Origin of the sequence: Chitinophaga sp. CCNWYY40 (assembly GCF_037483205.1) — a bacterium.
Taxonomy (GTDB): Bacteria; Bacteroidota; Bacteroidia; order Chitinophagales; family Chitinophagaceae; genus Chitinophaga; species Chitinophaga ginsengisegetis.
The window spans coordinates 330,753-355,960 of record NZ_JBBHLF010000007.1 but is presented as its reverse complement, the minus strand read 5'-3'; the positions used below and the strand labels follow the sequence as shown (position 1 = coordinate 355,960).

The following is a 25,208-nucleotide window of genomic DNA, read 5'->3' as shown; positions in this document are numbered from 1 at the left end:
AAGAAATCAATTGTCCATATATATCAGCAGCGTAAACAATATTGAAAATTTAATTACTGATTATGGACAATCAGGAAATCGAAAATTATATGGCTGCCTCACGGATAAGAACGTGCAGGCGCAGAAAGCGCGATGCGCTTAAACAATACGACAAACAACTACTGCAATACGACAGAAAGAAAAAGGAATTGTGGCGGGCATGGAATCAGCGGGGCTATACAGAGCTGGATCCACCGGTAATGAAAGGTTACAAGCGTTGCTTTGTTTTACGGGAGGACGTGGCCAGAAGCCGGGATGGTGAATTTTTCCAGGAGCTGTTAAAAAAAATCAATACGTATGATTATAGTCACCGTAAAGATTTTAAGGTTAAAAAACGAAGGAGAGGGAGGAAGATACATGTGCTGAGAGAACAGCAATTGTTGCAACCCGTGGATTATCATTTTAAGAAAATGAAACTCACCCCAAAAGAGAGGAATTGTTTTGAAGAACGGGTACGTTATTGTAAAAACGGTATTGATCAGATTAAGTATTTTGTTGTAAAAGAACCCTGGAGATTTGTATTACAGGTTCGTCCCAATATGATCACCAAACAGCGGGTAACGGCGCCGGAGCTGCGTTCTGAGATAGATCAGCTGGATAATTTTCTGAAGCGGAATCAGCTGGAACCTAAGATATGGAGCCTTACCAGGAGCAGGCAGTCCGGCTGGAGAAAATGGTTGCCGGAGTATAAGATAAAATATCAATTTAAGCAGTATACCCTGCAGCAGCTGCTGCAGGAAGAATGGTACGAATAAAATTAACCCTTTATGTCAAGTTTAAAAATCAATGGTAAAAAATTACTGGAGATAGGTTACCCCCAAAGCCCTGTTTTTCGTATAGCTATGGATGTTATAGAAAAACATTACGGACACTATACGGAAGAAGAAGCAATTGCGTTGTTAACCAAAGTACTGGCGGATCCTGCCGCATATGCAGATGACGCCATACTGGGCGAAATAGCACAGGAACTGCTGGTTCCTGCTGCGCCGGCAGTGATTGCCTTGCGTGAAACGCCTGTGCCTTATTCCGTTTACGGAGAATCATATATAGAAGAAGGCGCGGTGAAGCAGTTGAATAACGCTGTTCGTTTACCCGTTGCCGTTGCTGGTTCCTTAATGCCGGATGCCCACCAGGGATATGGATTACCGATAGGCGGTGTATTGGCCGCAGATAACGCGGTGATACCATACGGCGTAGGCGTGGATATTGGTTGCCGTATGTGTTTGAGCGTACTGGATTTGCCGGTGCAAACGTTGTTAATGAACGAAACGTCGTATACAAAGCAGCTGATGACCTTCACCAAATTCGGCGCCGGTGCGGAGTGGAAGAAACGGGAGGCGGACCCGGTGCTGGAGAGAAGTGAATTTAAGGAGATAAAGTTTGTTAAGAACCTGTTTGATAAGGCGGCGGGTCAGCTTGGAACATCCGGTTCCGGCAACCATTTCGTGGAATGGGGAATTGCAACAATTACTGATCCGCAGAATGAATGGCAGCTGGCGCCCGGTGAGTATGTGGCGTTATTATCCCATTCCGGTTCGCGTGGAATGGGTGCGCAGATAGCAGGGCATTATACGCAGCTTGCAAAAGAGATCTGCCCGTTACCGGAACATGCAAAGCACCTGGCTTACCTGGATCTGGATACGGAGGAAGGGCAGGAGTACTGGCTGGCGATGAACCTGGCGGGTGACTATGCGTCTGCCTGTCACCACCTGATTCACAAACGGCTGATTAATGCGATGGGCGCTACTTTGCTGGCAAGGGTGGAGAATCATCATAATTTTGCCTGGAAAGAAATGTACCAGGGGAAAGAAGTGATTGTACACCGGAAAGGGGCAACACCGGCCGGAAAGGGAGTACTGGGGATAATCCCCGGATCCATGACAGCGCCGGGATTCATTGTGCGTGGAAAGGGTGAAGAGGGTAGTTTACAATCGGCTTCGCATGGCGCCGGAAGATTAATGTCGCGTACGAAGGCAAAGTCATCTATCACTAACGAAGTGTTGAAACAGCAGTTACAGGAACATGGTGTAACACTGATTGGAGGTGGATTAGACGAAGCGCCAGGTGCGTATAAAAATATTGATACGGTAATGGCGGCACAAACAGCGCTGGTGGAAGTGATTGGTCAGTTTGTGCCCAAAGTGGTGCGGATGGCTGATGGCGGACCTCCGGAAGACTGATAAAAATATATGCAATGAAGCGAAGGCGGATAACGGCGAAAGTTGTTTCCGCCTTTCGTTTTTATTAGTCTATTAAAATAGTAGGATAATTAAATTTTATTCCTTATCATTGTGGTAATTTACCACCACCAGTTTTTACCAATAAACCTATGCATGGGCTGGCACCGTGTATTAGCCTATGTCTTACTATTTGGATTTCCGGATTTTAAATTATATCAAGTGCATTTAAACTACCTGGCATTGGCAGTTCCTTTTTTCCTGACTTTTATTGGGTTAGAATACCTGGTGGCGCGAAAAAACGGAAAGACTTATTTCAAGTTTAATGATTCTATTACCAACCTGAGTGTGGGTATTGCAGAGCGCTTACTGGATATGTTTACAGTAGGTCTTTTTTATTTTGTATACGACTACCTGTATCGTCATTTTGCCATTTTTGATATTAAATCCAGTGTATTGTTATGGGTGGCGTTGCTGATCTGTACGGATTTTATCTGGTACTGGTATCACCGGCTGGCGCATGAAGTGACCGTGTTCTGGTGTGCGCATGTGGTGCATCATCAGAGTGAGGAATTCAATTACACGGTATCTGCGCGGATTACGGTGTTCCAGGCTTTCATACGTACCGGTTTCTGGGCCATACTTCCGGTGATCGGATTTCCTCCTGCCATGATTACCAGTATGCTGCTGGTGCATGGATTGTATCCTTTTTTTATTCACACGCGCACTATTGGCAAGCTGGGGATACTGGAATATATATTGGTAACGCCTTCGCATCACCGGGTGCATCATGCGAGCAATCCACAATACCTTGATAAGAATTACGGGGATGTATTTATAATATGGGATAAATTATTTGGCACTTTTGTAAAGGAAGAAGAGGAGCCGGTGTATGGTTTAACCAAGCCATTGGAAAGTAATAGCTTTTTATGGCAGCATTTCCACTTTATCCTGGAGATGTTGTATTCCGCCCGGCAGGCGAAAGGCTGGAGGAACAAGTTGCGGATCGTTTTTGGTAAACCGGATAATGTAGATCCCGGGGCACGGAAGATCCTGGAAGAAAAGTTCCTGCTGCGTAATCCTCATATCACGGAAGCGCCCAAACTATTTAATTATGTGTTGTGGCAGATTGTGGCCACGTTGATTGTATTGTTTTCCTTCCTGCTGCTGGAGCATTATGTGCCGGTATTTATACAGGTATGCGTAACCCTGCTGATCCTGCTTACACTGATCAACTGTGGAGCAATTATGGAGCAGAAGAAATGGGTCTTTTACCTGGAGTATGCCCGTTACCTGGTATTTTGCCTGGCGGGTTATTATGTTTGGCCTCATCCTGCATTTCTCTGTGCAGCTGCTATTATAATGATTACGGCTTTTTATTTCCAGTCGCACCTCAAAGAGCATTATCTGCGGCTGGTGTATGGTTATCCCCGTTCATAGCAATACTGTTCCGGCGTTTTGGGCTGGATAGCTGCGTGTTGGGATTTCCGGTACTGGTAGGGGATTATTGCCTGGGGACCTGTGATTTGAGAATTTTCCGGGCGAAGTGTATTCTGCTTTTGATGGTGCCCAGTGGTTCTTTCAGCATATTGGCAATTTCGAAGTATTTGTAACCCTCGTAGTAAAGCATAAATGGCTTCTTGAAGATACCCGGCAGATGGTAGACTGCCACATGGATATCTTTCATTTGTAAGTTAGAGGCCGCTTTATTGCTGACTATATTCTGGTGGTGGTTTATAAAGAATTCGCTGGCGCTGGGTTCTGCGACGGTGCGATGTTTCAATTTTTTCCGGTAATGATTTATAAAGATATTCCGCATAATGGTGAATAGCCAGGCGCGGATATTTGTGCCTTCCAGGTATTTTTCCCGGTTGGACAGGGCTCTGAAAAGGGTTTCCTGATAAAGATCTTTTGCCTGTTCGGCATCTTTGGTGAGTGTAAAAGCAAAGGGTTTCAGGAAATCAGCGTTTCCGACAAGCAAGGTGTTAAATTCAACAGACGACATAATGTTTAAGTTTTGCCTTAACTAATTTAAACAAAAAAGGGGGTAAAAGACGTTTTCTAAGGATGCCTTGGGGGCAGTTAATACATGATTTTTTTCCGTTATTTTAATTGATTCTCAAGCAATTCGTCTTATGCCAGTACTTAGATCGGTAAAACAGGTGGTAGTTTAAGTTGTGATCCAAATTTTCTAAAACAGGTAAATACAGGTGACTCTCTATATACATTAACGTAAAAGAATAACAAAAGGATTTTGAAATATTATTATTTTGTATTAAAAAATAATATATATTATAATTATCTTAAAAATAGGCCCTGAGTGATATTTGGATGCATATTTGCACTCCGCCACGCATAACTCCTGGTCAGATGTTTAAACATACAACAGATAGTTCATAATGATTTCAGTGCAAAAGTGTTAGGAATTCTGCCGGAACTAACATTTATATGTTATTTTTAATAGATTTGCACCTTGATTAGTAGTTATTACCCGATTGATCCCGGTTAATTGTCCAAAATTATTAGAGAAGTTTATATCCTATTAATACATGTTCAAAAAATTATTGCTGGTTCAACTGTTCCTGTTTATTGGTTATTGTGTAATGGCCCAGGTTCCGTCAACGGATCAAATTAAACAAGTAAATATTGATAATTTATCAGATAATCAGATCCGTAATATTGTTGCTGAAATGAAGCAAAACAATATGACGATGGGAGATATCGGGGACTATGCCAGTAAGAGAGGAATATCTTCAGATCAGACTGATAAGTTAGTAAATCGTATTCAACAGCTGGGACTGGACAAAATTCTAGATACAAAATTTAATGGGGAGGATGCACAATCTCATACGCAATACAAGGCCAGAGCATTTAATAGTATTGATACAGCTAACGTAGATCTTTTCAGACAGAATCAGGGAGATCCTGCTGCTGCTAAACGGCGAAAGATTTTTGGCTCGGAACTATTTAATAATAAGAATTTTACGTTTGAGCCTAATTTACGTTTGCCCACTCCCCAAAATTATAGATTATCGACAGATGATCAATTGATGATTGATATATACGGTTATTCGGAGGTACAATATAACCTTACGGTTAATGCGGAAGGATATATCCGGATTCCCAATCTGGGACCTGTATATGTAAACGGTCTTTCCATCGAGGAAGCAAGGACAAGGATTACTAAACAGTTGTCAACAATTTACTCCACCATAAATTCCGGTAAAACCTTTGTTCAGATTTCGCTGGGGAATATCCGGAGCATACATGTGTTGTTGATTGGAGACATTGCGTCTCCCGGCACCTACACATTACCTTCTTTAGCGACTATTGCCAATGCTTTATATGTTTCGGGCGGGCCGAGTGAAAATGGATCCTTCAGAAGTATACAAGTGATTCGTAACGGCCAGGTAAAAGCAACATTTGATCTGTATGATTTTATTACACGAGGCGATCTGACAAATAATATTGTTTTGCAGGACCAGGATATTGTAAAGGTTAATCCTTACAAAACAAGGGTAGAGCTGCTGGGACAGGTTAAACGGCCTGGCATCTTTGAAGCAAAGGAAGACGAGACATTACAACACATCCTTGATTTTGCGGGAGGATTTACGGATGGATCGTTCCGGGAAAATATTACGGCGTACAGGGTAAATAATAAGCAGCGGGAAGTGGTTAATATTCCGGAAGACAAAGTAGCCGGATTTAAGCTCAAATCCGGAGACCAGTTTTTTATCGATTCTATTCTTGACAGGTTTAGTAATCGTGTGACTATCGGGGGAGCCGTATTTCATCCGGGTAGCTATGGTCTGGAAGCAGGGATGACGATCAATGATTTGATAAAGAAGGCAGATGGAATAAAGGAGGATGCTTCCCTTAACAGGGGGATTATCAAAAGATTGAAGGATGATTTTTCGCCGTCTGTTATCAGTTTTAATTTAGAGGATGTTGTTAGCGGGAAAGCGGTAATACCTTTAAAGAAAGAAGATAGTGTGATTGTCTTTTCAAAACTCGATTTACATCAAACTTACTTTGTAACCATACGGGGAGAAGTAAACAGGGTTGGAGAATATCCCTATGCGGATAGCATGAAGCTGCAGGACCTGATTTTGCTGGCCGGAGGCTTTAAAGATGCAGCATCCATGAAGAATGTTGAAATAGCTCGCAGAGTGAGAGGAGGGGTATATAATCCCAAGGATACCGTTAAAACAATTATTGAGAAAGTTGATGTAAGTAGTGATCTCAGGGAGATAGAAGATGGTAATACTTTTTTACAACCGTTTGATGAAGTGATGATTCGCATATCGCCTACTTATAGTGAGCAATCCAATGTAAAAGTTGATGGAGAAGTTGCGTATCCCGGTATCTATGTGATTATTAACAGAAAGGAACGTATTTCTGATCTGGTGACAAGAGCTGGCGGGCTGAGAGATGATGCGTTTCCCGAGGGGGCAGTACTGTTGCGCAAAACATATATTAATACCAGTGATAGTGCGCTCATTGCATATAAACTTCAGATGTTTTACAATAAGCTGCAGGATAGTTCAGATATAACAAATATGTTGGATGCTGCGCAGCGTAAGTATCAGCTATTGGGAATTAGTCTGGATCAAATCTTAAAGAATCCTAAGTCAAAATATGATCTGATGCTGGAAGAAGGGGATGTGCTTAAAATCCCTAAAAAACTGCAGACAGTACAGCTTTTTGGAGAAGTTTATTTCCCCAAAAAGATACGTTTTGATAATAACCAATCATTTATTACTTACATACGGGGGGCAGGCGGCTATACCGGAATGGCGCTGAAAAGAAGGAGCTATATTGTGTATGCCAACGGAGAAGTTAAGAATACCCGTAAAGTGCTATTCTTTAATAAGTATCCAAAAGTAAAGCCGGGGGCTGAAATTTTTGTACCTACTAAAAAGGAGAAAAAAGGATTGAGCGCGCAGGGGTCAATAGCGATCTTATCCGGACTGGCGACTGTGGCATTGGTGATTGTTACGCTCCTGGATAGAATTAAATAATGATTTGTGAGCCAATTTTCGGAAGTTAATATAAAGTAAGATTTACATGGATTCATCCAATCAGCATGTGGAAAAACGAGAACCCGAAGGGATATCACTTAAGGAGCTTATACATAAAGTAGAAGACATAGCGGCATATGTTTGGAAAAAGAAGTTACTGGTCATTTTGTTCGGGTTAATTGGTGGTGGACTGGGTGTTCTTTATTCCTACCTGAAAAAGCCACTATATCTTGCAGAACTTACATTTGTGCTGGAAGATAGTAAAAGTAATTCAATGGGTTCCTCTTATCTTGGTCTTGCCAGTCAGTTTGGCTTGGACATTTCGGGAGGTAGTGGGAGTGGTGCTTTTAGTGGAGATAATATCCTGGAGTTATTAAAATCAAAATTACTGGTTGAAAAGGCCTTATTGACCGGAAGCATTAGCAGTAATGGGAAGGACATTAGTTTGGCAGACAGATATCTTGAGTTTAAAGGATTAAGGGAAGATTGGGCTAAAGTGCCTGAATTAGCCAATATTCATTATCCATTGCATGCTGACAGAGATAAATTTTCCCTGCTACAGGATAGCGTATTGAAAATTATAGGGAATATCATTATTGCGAAAAATCTGAAAGTAGAAAAAACAGATAAGAAACTTGATTTCATAAGTGTCAAATGTCAGATTGAAGATGAAAGGTTTTCAAAACTATTTGTGGAGAGGCTAGTGGCAGAAGCAACGAATTTCTATATAGATACAAAGACAAAACGCAATAAAACCAATGTAGACAGACTGCAGTTACAGGCAGATTCACTGGAAGCATTATTAAACAAAAGAACTTATAGTGCAGCCGCAGCGCAGGATCTTAATACCAATCCGGCAAAACAGGTGGCGGGCGTTGGTGTGGAGCTGGCTTTGCGAAACAAAATGGTTTCACAAACGATGTATGGTGAAGTAATTAAGAACCTGGAACTTAGTAAAATCTCAATGGCACAGGAAACACCTGTGATACAGATTGTAGACAAGCCTATTCTTCCATTGGAGAAAAAGAGATTCGGAAAGCTGATGGGATTGGTCATTGGAGGTATAGCCGGAGGCTTTTTATATGTGATGTTCCTTATGTTGAAGAAAGTTTATCTTGAAATAATGAGTTGAGTTTAATGTACTGAGATCAATAACAGAGCCACCCAGGCAGCGACTTTTGGCGTTCTGCGGGCTCAATAAAAGTTAACTTGCTTAATAGGTATAAAATAATATGGAATTAAAAGGGAAAAAAGTTCTGATAACTGGAGCAGATGGATTTATAGGCAGTCATCTGGTTGAGAGATTATTAGATGAAGGATGCATCGTGAAAGCATTTGTATACTATAATTCTTTTAATAGCTGGGGCTGGCTGGATACTTTGCCGCAAAGCACATTATCACGTATCGAGATTTTTTCTGGCGATATCCGTGATGCAAACGGTGTACGGACAGCAATGAAAGACATGGAAATTGTATTTCACCTGGCAGCGTTAATCGCGATTCCTTTTAGTTATCACTCCCCTGATTCCTATATTGATACGAACATAAAAGGTACATTGAATATTTTGCAGGCTGCAAGAGATCTGGGGACTGAAAGGATATTAGTTACTTCAACCTCTGAAGTATATGGTACTGCACAGTATGTTCCTATTGATGAAAAGCACCCAAGACAACCACAATCACCCTATTCAGCATCGAAAATAGGGGCGGATTGCATTGCTGAATCTTTTTATAGGAGTTTTAATCTTCCGGTTACGATAGTACGACCATTTAATACATTTGGACCACGGCAGTCGGCAAGAGCTGTTATTCCTACCATTATCAGTCAACTGCTCAATGGCAAAACTGAAATTAAGTTGGGAGACCTCACACCTACCCGCGATCTTGTATTTGTAAAGGATACGGTAAATGGCTTTGTTGAGATTGCAAAGTCTGCTGAGCTTATCGGACAGGATTGTAATATCGCCACACAATCAGAAATCAGTGTGGAAGAGCTGGCGAACAACTTGATAAAGCTGATCAATCCTGCTGCCCGTATAGTACAGGATGATGATCGTTTGAGACCTGCAAAGAGCGAGGTATTCCGTTTGTTTGGATCACGGGAAAAAATAACCTTGCATACCTCATGGAAGCAACAATACAGTTTAGAGCAGGGACTGCAGGAAACCATCGAATGGTTTAAGAAAGAGGAGAATTTGCGTGGCTACAAAGCTAATATTTATAATATTTAGTAACAACGGGAATGGAATCGAAGCTAATTATTGATTTTATCAGAGATACATTTAATGAGAAGGAGGCTTTTATTCCTTTGCATGCGCCGTATTTTGGAGGTAATGAGAAAAAGTATGTGCTGGACACAATTGAATCAACTTTCGTATCCTCAGTAGGAGCGTATGTTAACAGGTTTGAGGAAATGATGGCACAGATAACCGGAGGCAAGTTTGCAATAGCTACTGTTAACGGAACAACAGCTTTGCATCTCGCATTGGTACTGGCTGGTGTTAAGCATGGAGATGAAGTAATAACGCAACCGCTTACATTTGTTGCTACTGCCAACGCTATCAGCCATGCTGGTGGTGTTCCGGTCTTTGTTGATGTAGACATAGATACACTGGGAATGTCGCCGGCGTCACTAAAGGCTTTTGTGGAAGCCAATTGTATATTGGCAGACGATGGTAAATGTATAAACAGGCATACGGGCAAACGTATTGCTGCCTGCCTGCCCATGCATACTTTTGGATTCCCGTTGAGAATAAAGGAAATAGCCGATATCTGTACTGCATACAACATTATTCTGGTGGAAGATGCAGCTGAGTCACTTGGTAGTTACATCGGAGGCAGGCACACAGGGACATTCGGAGATATCGGCATTTTTAGTTTCAACGGCAATAAAACGGTCACCTGTGGTGGCGGGGGAGCTCTCATTACAAATAATGAAGAGATTGCACAACGCGCAAAGCATATATCCACTACCGCAAAAATCCCTCATCCCTGGGAGTTTGTACATGATGAAATTGCGTATAATTACCGGATGCCTAACCTCAATGCTGCGTTAGCCTGTGCACAGCTGGAACAACTGGAACTGTTTATTGATAATAAGCGATCATTAAGTAATATTTATAAAGACTTTTTCAGGGGAAGCGATATAGAATTTGTGGAAGAACGGGCTTCTACTACTGCAAATTATTGGTTGAATACCATTCTTTTTAAAGACAAAGAAGCGCAACAGGATTTTCTTAAAGACAGCAATAGTCGTAAAGTAATGACGCGGCCTATATGGACTTTAATGAATAAATTAACGATGTATCAATCTTGTCAGTCAGGAGACCTGACAAATGCCAGTTGGCTAGAAGAAAGGGTTGTTAACATCCCAAGTAGTGTGAGGTTATAGTATAAAATATAAAAAAATGGAATTAAAAGATTTTTTAGAAAAGTTTGAACAGCAACTGGAAGATGTTGAGCCGGGAACAATCACCGCAGATACAAATTTCCGGGAACTGGAAGAATGGGATTCAATGACCAGCCTTGTTATTATCGCAATGGTTGACAGAGAATTTAATAAGCAGGTTTCTGGGAATGACATTATAGAATCGACCACTGTAGAGGATTTATTTAACATCATTAAGAATAAGTAAGTCAGGTTACTATTTTATACGGTGTCTGACTTTATTCTATTATGGTTAATAATTCAGTGATGGTGAATGCTGCATTTAGTTTAGAAGGTAAAGTAATTCTTATAACAGGGGCATCTTCCGGTATTGGCAAACAGATAGCAATTTCTGTTGCTTTATTGGGCGCTAGGGTTGTTCTGCTGGCCAGAGGCATCGATAAATTAAATGCTACATTGGATCTTCTGGCAGGTAGTGGGCATATGGTACTTCCGGTTGACATCACGGATGATAATGCGCTTTCTTCCGTAATGGAAAATATGCCTCTGTTGCATGGTGTTGTGCATTCAGCCGGGATTTTAAAATTGGCTCCAATAAAAATACTGGATATTGGTCAATTGAGCGAGATTACGATGGTTAATTACCTGGCACCGGTAAATCTCGTAAGGCAGTTAATGAATAAGAAGAAAATATTACCAGGATGTTCGGTAGTATTTTTAACCTCTGTGAATGGTGTATATACAGCTGTGAAAGGATTTGGTGCGTATGCAGGTTCTAAGGCCGCGCTTAACAGTATTTGTAAGGTGATGGCCCTGGAATATGCGTCAAAGAAAATCCGCTTTAATACAATTGTGCCAGGCATGATAAAAACAGAGATGTATCATGAAATGATGTTAACGGTATCGGAAGAAAGTGTGAAAGCGGATAAGTTGAAATATCCCCTGGGCGACTACGGAGAACCTGAAGATGTGGCTAATGCCGCTATTTATTTATTGTCGGATGCCAGTAAGTGGGTAACAGGTACTTCGCTTGTGGTAGACGGAGGATTAACAATTGTCTAAAAGTAGGTATGATAACACTTAAAGCTATTTCATATTATTTACCGGAAATGTCATTGACCAATAATGATCTTAACGGGTTGTTTCCTGATTGGTCTGTTGATAAGATCGCCAGGAAAACAGGAATTCTGCAGAGAAGAATTGCTGATAAAGATGAGTTTGTCTCAACAATGGCAGTAAAAGCTGCCAATAACTTATTTAACGAATATGGAATAGCTCCTGCAGATATACAGTTTATCTTGTTATGTACCCAAAGTCCCGACTATTTTTTACCCACCACTGCCTGTATCGTGCAACATGAATTAGGTATTCCTGTAACTGCAGGGGCGTTGGATTTTAATCTTGGATGTTCCGGTTATGTATATGGTTTGAGTTTGGCGAAAGGTTTAATTGCTTCAGGAGAAGTTGAGAATGTACTTCTTATTACATCTGAAACCTATAGCAAACATATACATGAGGCAGACAAAAGTGTAAGAACGATATTCGGCGATGCAGCTTCAGCTTCTTTTATCAGTAAAGCCGATACAGGAAATAATATATTAAAGTTTACCTACGGAACTGATGGTGCCGGTGCCAATAATCTCATTGTTAAGGGAGGAGGAATGCGTTATCAGCATCTGGAGGATTCAGACATTGCGGAAGCCCCGAATGGATTATCCCCCAATAAACTATTCATGAACGGATCAGAGATATTTGCCTTTACCCTAAAATCAGTGCCTGCCATGGTAAATCAGGTACTGGCTAAAAATAATCTGGTTCAGGACGATATTGATTTATTTGTATTCCATCAGGCAAATAAATATATGCTGGAACATTTGCGACTCAAATTAGGCATCTCGGAAGACAAATTTTTTATTGATATCGCAGATTGTGGTAACACTGTATCATCTACTATACCCATTGCCCTTAAAAGTGCTTTAACACAACAGAAGATAAAACCGGGAATGAAGGTAATGATTGCTGGATTTGGTGTGGGCTATTCCTGGGGAGCCAACATTATACAGTATTAGTTTTACTATATAACGTTGTTCAAGAGAATTTTTTATGAGTAAAAATTTGATTTTAATAGGAGGAGGAGGGCATGCAAAAGCATGTATAGATGTTATTGAACAAGAGGGGTCATATACCATTAAAGGTATTATTGATCTGCCGGAAAAAGTAGGAACTGAAACATTAGGCTATAAAGTTATCGGTATAGAGGATGATATAGCCGGGCTGGTAAAGGATGACCATTATTTTCTGATTGCCGTTGGGCAGATCAAATCGGCCAGGATACGTGTCCGCATATGGGACTTATTGAAATCGCTGAATGCACAGGTAGCTACGGTGATATCTCCTTTTGCCTATGTATCCGGGCATGCTACTGTAAACGAAGGTACTGTCATTATGCATGGGGCACGTATTAATGCTGATGTTGTAATAGGGTGTAATACTATTATAAATACCAATGCAATTGTAGAACATGACACGATAGTTGGTGAGCATTGTCATATTTCCACCGGAGCAGTATTAAATGGGGGATGTTGTACGGGCAATGAAGTTTTTGTAGGTAGTGGCGCAGTTATCAATCAGGGGATAAATATTGCCAGCAACGTGAAGATAGGAGCGGCTTCCCTGATTCATAGAAATATTAAGGAAGAGGGTACATATATTGGAGTTCCCTTCGTAAAAATTTTATAATTATGAATCATACCATAATAATTGCCGAAGCAGGTGTTAATCATAACGGAAGTATACAACTGGCCAAAGAGCTGATTGATGCTGCCAGTGAGGCCGGGGTCGATTATGTTAAATTTCAGACTTTCAAAGCCAAGAATATTGCAAGTAAGCATGCAAGGAAAGCAGATTACCAGTTGCAAAGTATGAATGATCAGGACGAAAGTCAGCTTAATATGCTGAAAAAACTGGAACTTGACCTGGATGCCCACCATCAGTTAATAGCATACTGTAAGCAAAAAAGAATTGAGTTTTTGTCTACTCCTTTTGATCTTGATAGTATTGACCTGTTAAAATCGCTGGGGATCAAACTAGGGAAAGTGCCTTCCGGAGAGATAACCAATTTACCCTACTTGAGGAAAATGGCGCAAAGTTTTGAAAAAATAGTGCTTTCGACAGGAATGGCCACGATGGACGAAGTAGCGTCAGCCTTGTCCGTATTGTATAAAGAAGGCAAGCATAAAGACGATATTATTGTCCTGCATTGTACAAGCGAATATCCTTCACCAATTGAGGATGTTAATCTAAAGGCAATGCTTCAGATGAAAGCCGAATTTGACATCACCGTTGGTTATTCTGATCATACTTTAGGCATTGAAATACCGGTGGCAGCTGTCGCAATTGGCGCCCGGCTTATTGAAAAGCACTTTACCCTTGACAAAGGGATGGAAGGACCTGATCATGGCGCTTCGCTTGATCCCGGGGAGTTAAAGCAAATGGCAACTGCAATCAGGAATATAGAAAAAGCATTAGGAACAGGTATTAAGGCGCCTACGGCTACAGAAGAGAAGAACAAACAGGTAGCACGTAAAAGTATTGTTGCGGCTGCTCCGATAAAGCAAGGAGATATTTTATCTGAGGCCAATCTTACCACGAAGCGTCCGGGTACGGGCATTAGTCCAATGGAGTGGGATAGTATTGTGGGGAAAGTAGCCATCAAAGATTTTGAAGAAGACGAGCTTATTACCGTTTAAAAATAGACGTATGGATATCCGCGATTATACACCAGGTGACGAAATTAAAATAACTGAATTGTTTGAGTCTGTTTTTGGCAAACCTATGTCTGTTGAATATTGGAACTGGCGATTCAAAAATAATCCTTCCCATAAGTATGCAATAAAGCTTATGTGGGATGATCAGACGCTGGTTGGTCATTATGCTGTTTCTCCGGTGGTGCTGGATATCGATCATACCCAACAGCTAACCGGATTATCAATGACTACAATGACCCATTCTTCCTATACCGGACTTGGTGTATTCCAGCAACTGGCAGAATCCTTATATAAGGATATGCAAACCCGGCACGGTATGGTGGCAGTATGGGGATTCCCCAATAATAATTCACACAGAGGATTCATAAAAAATCTATCCTGGAAAGACGTAGGAGTATTGCCAATGATGACCTGTGATATCACACTGCTTTCCCCAAAATTATCGGATACAGTTACAACAATTACAGCATTTAACGAAACACATCACCAGGCGCAGATTTCCTTTTTTGATGACTATCGCGTTAAGGTCAGGAAAGACAGCGGGTACCTGAACTGGAGATATGTGGATAACCCCGTAAATAAGTATACCATCTGGCACATTAATGATGGTGTGGATGGCTATGTAGTGGTGAAAGAATTTGGAGTATCCGGAAAAAAGCAGTTGGATATCATAGAGTGGTGCGTTGCCAAAAATGAGCGGATAACAAAGAGTGTTTTGCAGCATCTTGCCGGCAGTTATACAGATGGATATCAACAGCTGAATATTTGGATGCCATTGCATGATGAGCGTCATTTGTATTTTGAAAAGCTTGGGTTTATAAACAATTTACCGGTTACTTATATGGGAATCCGATCTTTCCAGTTACCGGATATGGAGCAGGATAAAAATTGGTGGATTCAAATGGGAGATTCAGATGTTTATTAATAAAGAAATAATGAATAATAAACGGAAAATACTTTTTGTTACCGGGGCAAGATCGGAATACGATATCATGCAGCCGGTATTGGAAATACTGAACGAATGTGAAGATGTGAGCTTGAAGCTGGTAGTAACAGGAGCGCATTTATCGGAAACATTTGGTAAAACAATAAAGAATATTGAACAAGACGGGTTTGAGATTGCGGATAGAATATACAACCTGATCAGTACAGAAGATAAAATTGGTAGAGTGGCAGGAATTGGTAGCCAAATCACGGGACTGGCGCATACTTTCGTTCGCGAACAACCGGATATAGTAGTGGTGGTGGGAGACCGGGAGGAAGCTATTTCTGTGTCGCTGACGGCTGCTTATCTTAGTATTCCTGTGGCGCATCTTGCCGGCGGGGATATTGCCAACGATGGCAATATTGATAATGCTGTACGTTATGCCACTACAAAGTTTGCACATATTCATTTTACATTTTTAGAACAGCATGCAAAAGTAATCCGGCTATTAGGTGAAGATGAATTCCGTATTTTTAATACTGGTAATCCTTCATTGGATAAGTTTATTAATTGTCCGTTGTTAAAAAGGGAGGAGATTAAACCACTGGAGAACTTTATCAACGGAGATGAGCGATATATTGTTTTGATCCAGCATCCGATTATAACAGAAACCGCGGATGCGGGTAGCCAGATAATACAGACACTGGAGGCTGTGATTGCTTCCGGTGTAAAGTGCTTTATTAATTATCCGAATTCTGATGCCGGCAATTTTGCTATTATAGAAATGATCAATCAATATTCTCAGCAATATCCTGAGATTTTCCGTTTGTTTAAAAATCTGGACAGGCTTAATTATATTAATTTGTTAAGGAACGCCTCCTGTTTAATTGGTAATTCCAGTTCAGGTATATTGGAAGCCCCCTCTATTGGCCTGCCGGTTGTAAATATTGGCAGCCGGCAGCGGGAACGTTTCAGCGCGGGTAACGTTATTTATACAGATTATGATAAAGATGAAATTCTAAACGCCATTCAGAAATCTATTTTTGACGAAACCTACAGGGCAGGTGTTAAGTCAATCGTTAATCCGTATGGAACAGGTAATAGTGCAGGAAAAATCAGCGAGGTGCTACGTACTATTAAAATAGATGACAAACTGATTTATAAAAATATTACTTATCAACTTTAAACACCTTACAGGTTTCGCAGTCTTTCATCAAGAATTATTAATTATGGCGAATATTATTGTTATTTCAGCACATCCGGATGATGAAGTTATTGGCGTAGGAGGAACAATGCTGAAACATGCCAGGAATGGAGATAAGATTTACTGGTTAATTATAACAGGATTATACGAAGAGTATGGATTTTCAAGAGAAAGGATAGACAGCAGGAATGAGGAGATTGAAAAAGTGGCCGCCCGGTTACATGTTGAAAAAACTTTTAAACTCGATTATCCTACAATGCAGTTGCATTCTGCTACTATAATTGATATGGTACCTAAAGTGTCTGCTGTTTTTAAGGAAGTTAATCCTGAATATATTTATGTACTAAATCGTTCTGATGCCCATAGTGACCACAGAATTGTTTTTGATGCAATAATGGCATGTACCAAATCATTCCGCTATCCGGGTATTAAGCGTGTATTGATGTATGAGTGTATTTCAGAAACAGAATTCGCACCAGCCCTGCCTGAGCGGGTTTTTATGCCTAATTACTATGTAGATATTTCTCCGTTCATAGATGAGAAACTGGAAATTATGGAGATCTATGAATCAGAATTAGGTGAACATCCTTTTCCAAGAAGCCTTGAAAACATCCGGGCCATAGCTCACTTCAGAGGAGCAAGCGTAGGCGTTAAATATGCAGAAGCTTTCCAGTTAATTAAATTTATTGACAAAGACTGATGGAATTCCGTAAACACCTCATACTGCAAAACGAAAGTGTAAAGGACGCACTTAATAAGCTGAATCTGTTGGCTATAGATGCCATCCTGTTTGTTGTGGATGAAAATGACAAGCTGATAGGATCGCTTACAGACGGTGACATCCGCCGGGGATTTATCAAAGGGTATTCCTTTGAAACGCCTATCATGGAATATATTCAGCCTGACCCTATTTTCATTTTCAAAAATGATTATTCTCTTGATCAGCTGGATATCTTTTCCAAAAAGAATCTTAAGATAATTCCTATAATAGATGCAGATCACCGGATTGTAGATATATTGAACCTGCGTGTGAAAATATCCCTCTTGCCTTTAGATACTATTATAATGGCAGGAGGCAGAGGAGAACGCTTAATGCCACTCACCGATACTTGTCCAAAGCCGCTTTTGAAAGTTGGAGGAAAGCCAATAATAGAACATAATATTGACCGGCTTGTTAACTACGGTATTAATCGCATTATCATTTCTATCAGATACCTGGGACATCAAATCAAAGAACATATTGGAAATGGCTCCGAAAGAGAAGTAAGTATTCAATATGTAGAAGAAGATGAGCCATTGGGAACTTTCGGTGCATTAAGTCTGGTGGATTCATTTAATACAGATAATATATTGCTGATGAATTCCGATCTGCTTACGAATATTGATTTTGCGGATTTTTACAAATCCTATATAGAGTCAGAAGCAGACCTGATGATTGCCAGCATACCTTACCAGGTAAAAGTGCCATACGCTGTATTAGAAATAGATAACGGGCAGGTAATTTCTTTTGATGAAAAGCCTACCTATAGCTACTACTCAAATGGTGGTATTTATTTGTTCAAGAAGAAATTGTTAGAACTGCTTCCTAAAAAATCTTTTTACAATGCAACTGATTTTATGGAGTTGTTAATATCCGAAAAGAAGAAGGTACTACATTATCCAATCCTCGGTTATTGGCTGGATATTGGTAAGCATGAAGATTTTGAAAGAGCACAGAACGATATCAAGCATATTAAATTTTAAAATGAATATTTTAATTACGATTTGTGCGAGGGGTGGCTCTAAGGGCATCCCTGGTAAGAATATACGTCCTTTGAACGGGAAACCGCTTATTGCTTACACTATTGATACGGCAAAAAAATTTGCCGCCGGGAAAAACTGTGTGATTGCATTATCTACGGATGCGGATGAAATTATTGCCGTGGCTGCAGAATACGGGCTGCGTTCCGATTATAGAAGACCTGATGAGCTGGCAACAGATGCAATAGGAAAAATGCCTGTGATTGTAGATTTGATGCGTTATGAAGAAGAGAAAAGACAGATTAAGTTTGATTATTTAATTGATCTTGATATTACGGCTCCTTTCCGGACAGAGGAAGATCTTAATACTGCCTTAAAGATGGTGGAAGAGGATACAGCAGCAGTCAACATTTTTTCAGTAAGCCCTGCTAACCGAAACCCTTATTTTAATATGGTGGAATCCAATAATGAGGGCTACTACCAATTATGCAAGAAGGGCGAGTTTTTAACAAGACAATCGGCTCCGAAAGTGTATGACATGAACGCATCGTTTTACATTTATAAAAGAGCATTTTTCGAAAGTAATCATCCAACTGCTATCACCAGCAGATCTTTGGTGTATGTTGTTCCGCATATTTGCTTTGACTTGGATCATCCGGTAGATTTTGATTTCATGGAATATTTACTGGTCAATAATAAACTGGACTTTTTGTTATGAAAGTGCTGATAATAGGATTAGGGTCCATTGCACAGAAGCATATCAGTGCTTTGAGGACACTTTATCCTGGTGATATTCAGATCTATGCGTTAAGGTCTTCCGGTATTCGCCCATCTGATGCTACAGATATCGTAAGTATTACATCTATCGAAGAGGCTGGGATTTCTTTCGATTTTGCGATTGTTTCGAACCCCACTTTCGCGCATTTTGCCACATTGAAAAGCCTCCTTTATCACAATATTCCGCTTTTTATTGAGAAGCCACTTTTTCATACGCTTGAAGGTGGGCAAGCGTTGATTGATGAAATTAATCAGCGGAATCTTACATCTTATGTGGCTTGTAATCTGAGGTTTCATCCCTGCATTGTTTTTCTGAAGGACTTAGCAATAAATAACCCAACAGCAATAAATGAAGTGAATGTTTATGCGGGTTCTTATTTACCTGATTGGAGACCCGGAGTAGATTTCAAAACGGTTTATAGCGCCAATCGTAATATGGGTGGCGGTGTACATCTTGATCTTATTCATGAACTGGATTATGTTACCTGGTTATGGAAGCAGCCGCTGGGAGTGAAACGGTTACTGAAATCCAACTCGTCTCTTGGAATAGATGCAGTAGATTACGCCAATTATTTACTTGACTATGATCGTTTTGTAGTAAGTATCACACTTAATTATTACAGGCGGGATACGAAACGGGTGTGTGAAATCGTGTTCTGCGATAAAACTGTTGTAATGGATCTCGTCCGGCAGGAAGTAAGGAGTAATGGTGAGTTGCTTTTCTCCTCAAATATCTCACCTGAGTACACATACGTTGAGCAGATGAAATATTTTATTTCATCACTAAAGAATAATAACAAGCCTTTAATGAATAATATTCAGGAAGCTTTTAATGTATTACAAATCTGTTTAGGCAATGAATAGTCTTGAGAACAAAATAATAGCAGTTACGGGAGGCAATGGTCAGCTAGGAAGCGAGTTTGTTAGCTTTTTACGGGGTGAGGGAGCCACTGTTGTTTCTATTGATATAGTAGCAGAGAATGATATAGAGAAGGATTCGCTGCAGGCCGACCTAACCGACGTGGAGTCGATTAAACAGGTACTTCAGGCGATTTTAGACAGGCACGGACGTATTGATGGTTGGGTTAATAACGCTTATCCCCGTACGGATGATTGGGGCAAAGTGCCTTTTAATGAGGAGTCAATGCTGTCATTTGAGAAGAATGTATCATCGCACCTGGTGGGATATGTAAAATGTTGCCAGGTAGTATTGAACCAGATGAAGATCCAGAGAAGCGGCAGTTTGATAAATATTGCATCTATTTATGGCGTAACGGGGCCTGATTTTACTATTTATGAAGGTACCCCTATTATCAATCCATCCGGATATGCAGCTATTAAAGGAGGAATTATAAATTTCACAAAATATGTAGCGGCATTTTACGGTGAGTATAATGTAAGGGTAAACTGTGTATCACCTGGTGGCATTTTCAATCATCAACCGGAAAGATTTATTCAGCAATATGAGCAAAAGGTGCCTTTGAAGAGATTGGGAACACCGGCGGATATTTCACCTTCGGTCGCTTTTTTATTAAGCGAGGGAGCTGCTTATATCACCGGGCATAATTTGCTAGTTGATGGTGGCTGGACAGCTATATAATATCCGGCATGCGATATCTGTAATATCTCAAATGATTGCGTATGTGGTTTAAAGAATTATTTTCAAGAATAAGATTCTGGAGGCGTTCAGACAGAATTGGCCCGGATATTCCGCTTACACATTGGAAACTTCATTTTCCGTCTTCCATGCTGAAACTGTGTAAGTCTAAATTTAAATATTTTGATGATACAGCTGCTTTCAGGCCTGGGGCATATGCAGTAGGGTGCTCTAAAATTTCCATTGGCAAACGGGTGGTAATACGTCCCTGCAGTCACTTACATGGAACTTCTCCGGAACTGGAAACAAGTATTATTATTGAAGATGATGTATTGATTGGCAGCGGGGTTCACATCTATGTAGGTAATCATGCGTTTAATGATCCGTTGAAACAGATTATAGATCAGGGGCATACAGCCACCGAACAGGTAGTATTAAAGAGCGGATGCTGGATAGGTGCGAATGCAGTAATATTACCAGGCGTGACTATTGGAGAAAATTCAGTAGTGGGCGCAGGATCCGTTGTTACTAAATCCTTGCCGGCGAGAGTGGTAGCGGGGGGAATACCTGCAAAAATCATTAAGTACTTGCCGGTAAAAGAGGATAACAATAGAATAGGCGACATCAATTTTTAATCAGGAAGCAGGATATATTGCTTATAATATTTTAAATCAGATATGAGAACAGTAGCGATTATTGGCGCCGGACAATTAGGAAGCAGGCATTTGCAGGCTTTAGCAAATGTAGATACATCATTGACCATATACGTGGCTGACATTAATAACGAATCTCTAAGTACAGCCCGTAGCCGTTTTGATGAAGTAAAAGGGACGTGCAGCCATGAAGTATATTATATCAATGAAATATCTGCTTTACCTTCCAGTCTTGATATTGTAATAGTTGCAACGAATTCGATCATTCGTAAAAAGGTCATAGAAGAATTGTTGGCAGGTTCTGAAGTAAAACATCTTATTCTTGAAAAGTTTCTTTTTCCAAGAAAGAGTGATTATGTAGAGGTTGCCCCGGTTTTGGCAGATCGTCCTGAAATGAAAGTATGGGTTAATTGCCCCAGAAGGACCTTCGACCTTTATAAGAGTATTGCAACAGAATTGAAAGATCAGGGGCCGGTGAATGTTACTGTTACAGGAAGTGGCTGGGGACTGGGATGTAACAGTATTCACTTTGTGGATATATTCAGTTTCATTGTAAACCAAAGTGAAGTAACAGTATTAAGTGAAGCTATTGATGACGAATACACTGAATCCAAGAGGCAGGGCTACGTGGAGTTTTCTGGTAGTTTATATCTGGGAGCTGTGGGAGGACATCGCATGGAAGTCACCTCTTACAAAACAGGTTCACACCCGATCATCATTAAAATTTCGACACCAACGGCCTGTTGGATCATCAATGAAACAGCCAGGGAGTATGAGTATGCTTCGGCTGCAAATGATTGGGTGTTTGTTAAAGAGAAAGTGAGCTTTCCGATGCAAAGCCAGGTAGGAACACAGGTTGCCAATGATCTGATCAGGAAAGGATATTGCGAACTTGCTTCTTATGCAACTTCTGCATCCCTGCATCTCGCATTGTTGCAAACATTTATCGATAAATTTAATCTGATTAATAAAGAAAGTAAAGATTTATGTCCGATAACATAGTTAATAAGAAGATTTTATTGGTGGGTAGTGGTCCAATGTCGCAGGCATATGCCAAAGTGTTGGGCGCGCTTAATGTTCAGTTTGACGTAGTAGGGAGAGGTCAGGAGTCTGCTGCGGCATTCGAGGCAGCTACCGGGGTTCGGCCGGTTATCGGAGGTCTTTCCGCGTTTATTGATACACATGCAGCAACTGCTTATACAGGCGCTATTATAGCCACCGGCACTGAGATGCTTAAGGAGACCACACTTCAGTTAGCGCAATGGGGTATTAAGGAAGTGTTGGTAGAAAAGCCAGGAGCCAAAAGTATAGAAGACGCGGTGGCATTATATGCCGCAATGGAGCATCATAAAACGCAGGTATTTATTGCCTATAACCGCAGATTTTATGCTTCAGTGCAGCGTTTACGCGAAATTATAGCGGAAGATGGTGGGGTATCGTCATTTAATTTTGAGTTCACAGAATGGTCGCATGTAATTACGCCATTGCAGAAAGCGGAAGGGGTTAAAGAAAATTGGTTATTTGCTAATTCAACGCATGTAATTGATCTGGCGTTTTACCTTGGAGGCGCACCCGCTGCCATGTCTTCTTACACAGCTGATCGTTTACCGTGGCATCCGGTTGCAATTTTTGCTGGTTCCGGTATTACTGAAAATGGCGGATTGTTTGCTTATCAGGCAAACTGGAAAGCACCGGGAAGGTGGGGAGTGGAGATACTGACTGCCCGGCACAGGCTTTATTTGAAGCCATTGGAAAAATTACAAATACAAAAGTTGGGTTCTGTACAGGTGGAGGATTTTCCAATAGAAGATAGTCTGGATACCCAATTTAAGCCAGGATTATACAATCAGACAAAAGCATTTATATTTGGAGAGTTCGATAAATTAGTGACTTTATCAGAACATATTAAGAATTGTACTTATTATACTCAGATTTTAACCGGGGGTAAATTCTAACAGTAAACGCTATGAAGGTGATAATCATAACAGATTCACTTGGGTTGCCCCGGAGCACTCCGGAAAGTGTTCAATTTGAGGATACTTATATAGAGAAATTAAAAGATAGGTATAAAGATATAAAATTCATATCCCTATCACTTGGAGGGGCTACACTGGCCACTCTTAAAGAGCAGTATTTTAATTATTTTCAACCAGTAAACCCTGATCTTGTTATTGTTCATGCAGGGATAGTGGATTGTGCACCCCGGGCACTGAAAAAATGGGAGGCTGCTGTTATAAACAGTAACTTCGTGTCCCGTAAGATTTATAGTGTTTTATTTAAGAGGCATACAACCTTCATCCGGAAGGTCCGGAAACTAACCTATACCCCAATGGCGCAGTTTGAAAAGATGGTTGGAGAATTCGGCCATTTGCTACAGGATAAAGTTGTATGGTTTACTATAATACCTGCGAGAACAGTATACGAGGAGCAGTTACCGGGAATAGCAGATAATATTAATAATTACAATTCCGCCCTAAAATCAGTTCTCGGTTCCCGGGTAATAGATTTGGCGGACATGCCGGATGAAGGAATTATGAGTGACCATCATCATATTAATGAAATTGGTCACCGTCACGTTTATCTGAAGCTGACTGGAATAATTGATGAATTAAGAAATAAAGCTGGTTGATTGTAACATTTAAGTTGGTTGTACATTTTATAAATAATCATCATCATAATAAATTAAGTAGATCGCCCTTTATCTAAAAAATCAGAAATAAAATGAAACTAGTCTACATTGTCTGCTGCTTTTGTATTGCCCTTCCCATTTTATTAACAGGTTGCAAAAAAGACAGAGATTTAAAAAAATTGGATGCTCTCTTTGATTACATAAGTTTTGAAACAGATACCTCCATCAGGTTAATTGGATCTCCCAGGAACAGAACTTTAACCAACCAAACACCATTCAGATATACAGATGAATTTAACGGCTACGGCTTTCCTACCGTGATGGCACTGGATTCGAATCATTTGTTGATGGCTGTAAGCCGGTATCACAAGGTTACTGACTGGGGAACAGTGGATATTGTAGCTAAAGAAAGTCAGGATAATGGAAAAACCTGGGGAGAGGAAATTATCATACAAAGTAATGTGGGAAATATTCAAACAGCTGCCCCCAGCCTGATAAAGATAAAAGGAGATTCAATTGGTTTGTTTTTTTCTGTGAAGCATAGCTCAAGGAGCTGTGATGTTTACTTCAAGGTTTCAACTGACAGGGGGAAAAACTGGGGTAATTTAACAAAAATCAATACCATTGATGGATATAATACGATGAACAATAACAGGGTAATTATGGCAAACCAGCGCATTATTATCCCTGTTGGTTATACGTCCGATGTAAATCAATATGCCGATAGAATGGGCGTATTCTGTTATTATTCTGATGATCATGGGAAATCCTGGAGTGTATCAAAAACGCTTGCCACTACCATCCCGTTGATGGAACCCGGAGTTGTACAGATCGGAAAGTCGTCCGAATTACTGATGGTGATAAGGTCTACTGCCGGACGGATTGTGATTTCAAGAAGTAACGATCTTGGACTGACATGGTCAAGACCGGTACTGACGAATTTAATAAGCCCCGAGTCGCCGAGCACCATTTGCACGCTTGATAATTCCGATAAACTGGCGCTTATCTGGAACAATAATAAATTCATAGATCCTGCAGTGAGATATTCCAACAGATTTCCTTTGACTGTTGCATTTAGTTCTGATCGTGGACGTACCTGGGAAGATGGTTACAATGTGGAATGGTTATCCAATTCAGATTATTCTTATCCTGCGTTCTTTCAAAATAATAAAAAGACAGCTATTGTGTATAATGTTGCTCCACATGGAAGTCAGAGAATTCTTACAAAAATGGTGGATGTTGACGATTAGGATAAGATTTTAATGTTAAGTGAAAAGCGTGAGGTATTTAG

General features: G+C 40.5%; 25 protein-coding genes. 24 read left to right on the top strand and 1 reads right to left on the bottom strand.

What is annotated here, in order from left to right; all coding sequences use genetic code 11:
- Positions 1 to 62: 62 nt before the first annotated feature.
- From V7S65_RS27040 to V7S65_RS27030, 3 genes are all read left to right on the top strand, one after another.
- Complete coding sequence (locus V7S65_RS27040) at positions 63 to 794, top strand: hypothetical protein (RefSeq protein WP_336388933.1); 732 nt, start codon at positions 63 to 65, stop codon at positions 792 to 794.
- A 12-nt stretch (positions 795 to 806) separates the two neighbouring features.
- Complete coding sequence (locus tag V7S65_RS27035; RefSeq protein WP_336388934.1) at positions 807 to 2,219, top strand: RtcB family protein; 1,413 nt, start codon at positions 807 to 809, stop codon at positions 2,217 to 2,219.
- A gap of 219 nt (positions 2,220 to 2,438) precedes the next feature.
- On the top strand, positions 2,439 to 3,656 hold the full coding sequence (locus V7S65_RS27030) for a sterol desaturase family protein (RefSeq protein WP_079471762.1): 1,218 nt from the start codon (positions 2,439 to 2,441) through the stop codon (positions 3,654 to 3,656).
- Between the two features lie 64 nt (positions 3,657 to 3,720).
- Here the strand turns inward: V7S65_RS27030 and V7S65_RS27025 are convergent, their stop codons facing one another.
- Entirely contained in the window at positions 3,721 to 4,221 is a 501-nt protein-coding gene (locus tag V7S65_RS27025) for an RNA polymerase sigma factor (protein ID WP_079471159.1), read from the bottom strand.
- 544 nt (positions 4,222 to 4,765) lie between these two features.
- Between V7S65_RS27025 and V7S65_RS27020 the strand changes: the two genes are divergently transcribed.
- From V7S65_RS27020 to V7S65_RS26920, 21 genes are all read left to right on the top strand, one after another.
- Positions 4,766 to 7,237 (top strand): SLBB domain-containing protein, encoded by a 2,472-nt coding sequence (locus tag V7S65_RS27020; protein WP_336388935.1) that lies wholly within the window; start codon positions 4,766 to 4,768, stop codon positions 7,235 to 7,237.
- A gap of 46 nt (positions 7,238 to 7,283) precedes the next feature.
- Positions 7,284 to 8,369 carry a Wzz/FepE/Etk N-terminal domain-containing protein gene (locus tag V7S65_RS27015; protein ID WP_336388936.1) on the top strand — a complete coding sequence of 362 codons (1,086 nt, stop codon included), beginning with the start codon at positions 7,284 to 7,286 and terminating at the stop codon, positions 8,367 to 8,369.
- Between the two features lie 100 nt (positions 8,370 to 8,469).
- Entirely contained in the window at positions 8,470 to 9,468 is a 999-nt protein-coding gene (locus V7S65_RS27010; protein WP_336388937.1) for an NAD-dependent 4,6-dehydratase LegB, read from the top strand.
- Between the two features lie 11 nt (positions 9,469 to 9,479).
- Complete coding sequence (locus V7S65_RS27005; protein WP_336388938.1) at positions 9,480 to 10,628, top strand: LegC family aminotransferase; 1,149 nt, start codon at positions 9,480 to 9,482, stop codon at positions 10,626 to 10,628.
- A 16-nt stretch (positions 10,629 to 10,644) separates the two neighbouring features.
- Positions 10,645 to 10,872, top strand: a complete 228-nt coding sequence (locus V7S65_RS27000; RefSeq protein WP_336388939.1) for an acyl carrier protein — start codon at positions 10,645 to 10,647, stop codon at positions 10,870 to 10,872.
- A gap of 59 nt (positions 10,873 to 10,931) precedes the next feature.
- Entirely contained in the window at positions 10,932 to 11,687 is a 756-nt protein-coding gene (locus tag V7S65_RS26995; protein ID WP_336388940.1) for an SDR family NAD(P)-dependent oxidoreductase, read from the top strand.
- Between the two features lie 8 nt (positions 11,688 to 11,695).
- Positions 11,696 to 12,694, top strand: a complete 999-nt coding sequence (locus V7S65_RS26990; RefSeq protein ID WP_336388941.1) for a ketoacyl-ACP synthase III — start codon at positions 11,696 to 11,698, stop codon at positions 12,692 to 12,694.
- Between the two features lie 34 nt (positions 12,695 to 12,728).
- On the top strand, positions 12,729 to 13,364 hold the full coding sequence (locus V7S65_RS26985) for an acetyltransferase (RefSeq protein WP_336388942.1): 636 nt from the start codon (positions 12,729 to 12,731) through the stop codon (positions 13,362 to 13,364).
- A 2-nt stretch (positions 13,365 to 13,366) separates the two neighbouring features.
- Positions 13,367 to 14,374 (top strand): N-acetylneuraminate synthase, encoded by a 1,008-nt coding sequence (gene neuB / locus V7S65_RS26980; protein ID WP_336388943.1) that lies wholly within the window; start codon positions 13,367 to 13,369, stop codon positions 14,372 to 14,374.
- Positions 14,375 to 14,384: 10 nt separating this feature from the next.
- On the top strand, positions 14,385 to 15,317 hold the full coding sequence (locus V7S65_RS26975) for a GNAT family N-acetyltransferase (RefSeq protein ID WP_336388944.1): 933 nt from the start codon (positions 14,385 to 14,387) through the stop codon (positions 15,315 to 15,317).
- Complete coding sequence (gene neuC, locus V7S65_RS26970) at positions 15,307 to 16,503, top strand: UDP-N-acetylglucosamine 2-epimerase (RefSeq protein ID WP_339546695.1); 1,197 nt, start codon at positions 15,307 to 15,309, stop codon at positions 16,501 to 16,503. The genes V7S65_RS26975 and neuC overlap by 11 nt, the downstream gene beginning before the upstream one ends.
- A 43-nt stretch (positions 16,504 to 16,546) precedes the next feature.
- Complete coding sequence (locus tag V7S65_RS26965) at positions 16,547 to 17,221, top strand: PIG-L deacetylase family protein (protein ID WP_336388946.1); 675 nt, start codon at positions 16,547 to 16,549, stop codon at positions 17,219 to 17,221.
- The gene (locus V7S65_RS26960) at positions 17,221 to 18,264 is read left to right on the top strand and encodes a nucleotidyltransferase family protein (RefSeq protein WP_336388947.1); all 1,044 of its coding nucleotides are present in this window, start codon (positions 17,221 to 17,223) and stop codon (positions 18,262 to 18,264) included. Before V7S65_RS26965 ends, V7S65_RS26960 begins: the two co-directional genes overlap by 1 nt.
- A 1-nt stretch (position 18,265) precedes the next feature.
- The gene (locus V7S65_RS26955; protein ID WP_336388948.1) at positions 18,266 to 18,979 is read left to right on the top strand and encodes an acylneuraminate cytidylyltransferase family protein; all 714 of its coding nucleotides are present in this window, start codon (positions 18,266 to 18,268) and stop codon (positions 18,977 to 18,979) included.
- The gene (locus V7S65_RS26950; RefSeq protein WP_336388949.1) at positions 18,976 to 19,902 is read left to right on the top strand and encodes a Gfo/Idh/MocA family protein; all 927 of its coding nucleotides are present in this window, start codon (positions 18,976 to 18,978) and stop codon (positions 19,900 to 19,902) included. Before V7S65_RS26955 ends, V7S65_RS26950 begins: the two co-directional genes overlap by 4 nt.
- Positions 19,895 to 20,638, top strand: coding sequence for an SDR family oxidoreductase (locus V7S65_RS26945; protein ID WP_336388950.1), 744 nt, complete (start codon positions 19,895 to 19,897; stop codon positions 20,636 to 20,638). Before V7S65_RS26950 ends, V7S65_RS26945 begins: the two co-directional genes overlap by 8 nt.
- 146 nt (positions 20,639 to 20,784) lie before the next feature.
- On the top strand, positions 20,785 to 21,270 hold the full coding sequence (locus tag V7S65_RS26940; protein WP_339546692.1) for an acyltransferase: 486 nt from the start codon (positions 20,785 to 20,787) through the stop codon (positions 21,268 to 21,270).
- 42 nt (positions 21,271 to 21,312) lie between these two features.
- Positions 21,313 to 22,290, top strand: a complete 978-nt coding sequence (locus V7S65_RS26935) for a Gfo/Idh/MocA family oxidoreductase (RefSeq protein ID WP_336388952.1) — start codon at positions 21,313 to 21,315, stop codon at positions 22,288 to 22,290.
- A complete protein-coding gene (locus tag V7S65_RS26930) occupies positions 22,275 to 23,243 on the top strand; it encodes a Gfo/Idh/MocA family protein (RefSeq protein ID WP_336388953.1) in 969 nt (322 codons plus the stop codon). The genes V7S65_RS26935 and V7S65_RS26930 overlap by 16 nt, the downstream gene beginning before the upstream one ends.
- An 11-nt stretch (positions 23,244 to 23,254) precedes the next feature.
- A complete protein-coding gene (locus tag V7S65_RS26925; protein ID WP_336388954.1) occupies positions 23,255 to 23,917 on the top strand; it encodes a hypothetical protein in 663 nt (220 codons plus the stop codon).
- Between the two features lie 92 nt (positions 23,918 to 24,009).
- Entirely contained in the window at positions 24,010 to 25,167 is a 1,158-nt protein-coding gene (locus V7S65_RS26920; RefSeq protein ID WP_336388955.1) for a sialidase family protein, read from the top strand.
- Positions 25,168 to 25,208 lie beyond the last annotated feature (41 nt).

Bases quoted from the DNA above. Each gene is read 5' to 3' on its own strand.
- V7S65_RS27040 (WP_336388933.1), top strand. From the start codon at position 63: ATGGACAATCAGGAAATCGAAAATTATATGGCTGCCTCACGGATAAGA.
- V7S65_RS27035 (WP_336388934.1), top strand. From the start codon at position 807: ATGTCAAGTTTAAAAATCAATGGTAAAAAATTACTGGAGATAGGTTAC.
- V7S65_RS27025 (WP_079471159.1), bottom strand. From the start codon at position 4,221: ATGTCGTCTGTTGAATTTAACACCTTGCTTGTCGGAAACGCTGATTTC.
- V7S65_RS27020 (WP_336388935.1), top strand. From the start codon at position 4,766: ATGTTCAAAAAATTATTGCTGGTTCAACTGTTCCTGTTTATTGGTTAT.
- V7S65_RS27015 (WP_336388936.1), top strand. From the start codon at position 7,284: ATGGATTCATCCAATCAGCATGTGGAAAAACGAGAACCCGAAGGGATA.
- V7S65_RS27010 (WP_336388937.1), top strand. From the start codon at position 8,470: ATGGAATTAAAAGGGAAAAAAGTTCTGATAACTGGAGCAGATGGATTT.
- V7S65_RS27005 (WP_336388938.1), top strand. From the start codon at position 9,480: ATGGAATCGAAGCTAATTATTGATTTTATCAGAGATACATTTAATGAG.
- V7S65_RS27000 (WP_336388939.1), top strand. From the start codon at position 10,645: ATGGAATTAAAAGATTTTTTAGAAAAGTTTGAACAGCAACTGGAAGAT.
- V7S65_RS26995 (WP_336388940.1), top strand. From the start codon at position 10,932: ATGGTGAATGCTGCATTTAGTTTAGAAGGTAAAGTAATTCTTATAACA.
- V7S65_RS26990 (WP_336388941.1), top strand. From the start codon at position 11,696: ATGATAACACTTAAAGCTATTTCATATTATTTACCGGAAATGTCATTG.
- V7S65_RS26985 (WP_336388942.1), top strand. From the start codon at position 12,729: ATGAGTAAAAATTTGATTTTAATAGGAGGAGGAGGGCATGCAAAAGCA.
- neuB (WP_336388943.1), top strand. From the start codon at position 13,367: ATGAATCATACCATAATAATTGCCGAAGCAGGTGTTAATCATAACGGA.
- V7S65_RS26975 (WP_336388944.1), top strand. From the start codon at position 14,385: ATGGATATCCGCGATTATACACCAGGTGACGAAATTAAAATAACTGAA.
- neuC (WP_339546695.1), top strand. From the start codon at position 15,307: ATGTTTATTAATAAAGAAATAATGAATAATAAACGGAAAATACTTTTT.
- V7S65_RS26965 (WP_336388946.1), top strand. From the start codon at position 16,547: ATGGCGAATATTATTGTTATTTCAGCACATCCGGATGATGAAGTTATT.
- V7S65_RS26960 (WP_336388947.1), top strand. From the start codon at position 17,221: ATGGAATTCCGTAAACACCTCATACTGCAAAACGAAAGTGTAAAGGAC.
- V7S65_RS26955 (WP_336388948.1), top strand. From the start codon at position 18,266: ATGAATATTTTAATTACGATTTGTGCGAGGGGTGGCTCTAAGGGCATC.
- V7S65_RS26950 (WP_336388949.1), top strand. From the start codon at position 18,976: ATGAAAGTGCTGATAATAGGATTAGGGTCCATTGCACAGAAGCATATC.
- V7S65_RS26945 (WP_336388950.1), top strand. From the start codon at position 19,895: ATGAATAGTCTTGAGAACAAAATAATAGCAGTTACGGGAGGCAATGGT.
- V7S65_RS26940 (WP_339546692.1), top strand. From the start codon at position 20,785: ATGCTGAAACTGTGTAAGTCTAAATTTAAATATTTTGATGATACAGCT.
- V7S65_RS26935 (WP_336388952.1), top strand. From the start codon at position 21,313: ATGAGAACAGTAGCGATTATTGGCGCCGGACAATTAGGAAGCAGGCAT.
- V7S65_RS26930 (WP_336388953.1), top strand. From the start codon at position 22,275: ATGTCCGATAACATAGTTAATAAGAAGATTTTATTGGTGGGTAGTGGT.
- V7S65_RS26925 (WP_336388954.1), top strand. From the start codon at position 23,255: ATGAAGGTGATAATCATAACAGATTCACTTGGGTTGCCCCGGAGCACT.
- V7S65_RS26920 (WP_336388955.1), top strand. From the start codon at position 24,010: ATGAAACTAGTCTACATTGTCTGCTGCTTTTGTATTGCCCTTCCCATT.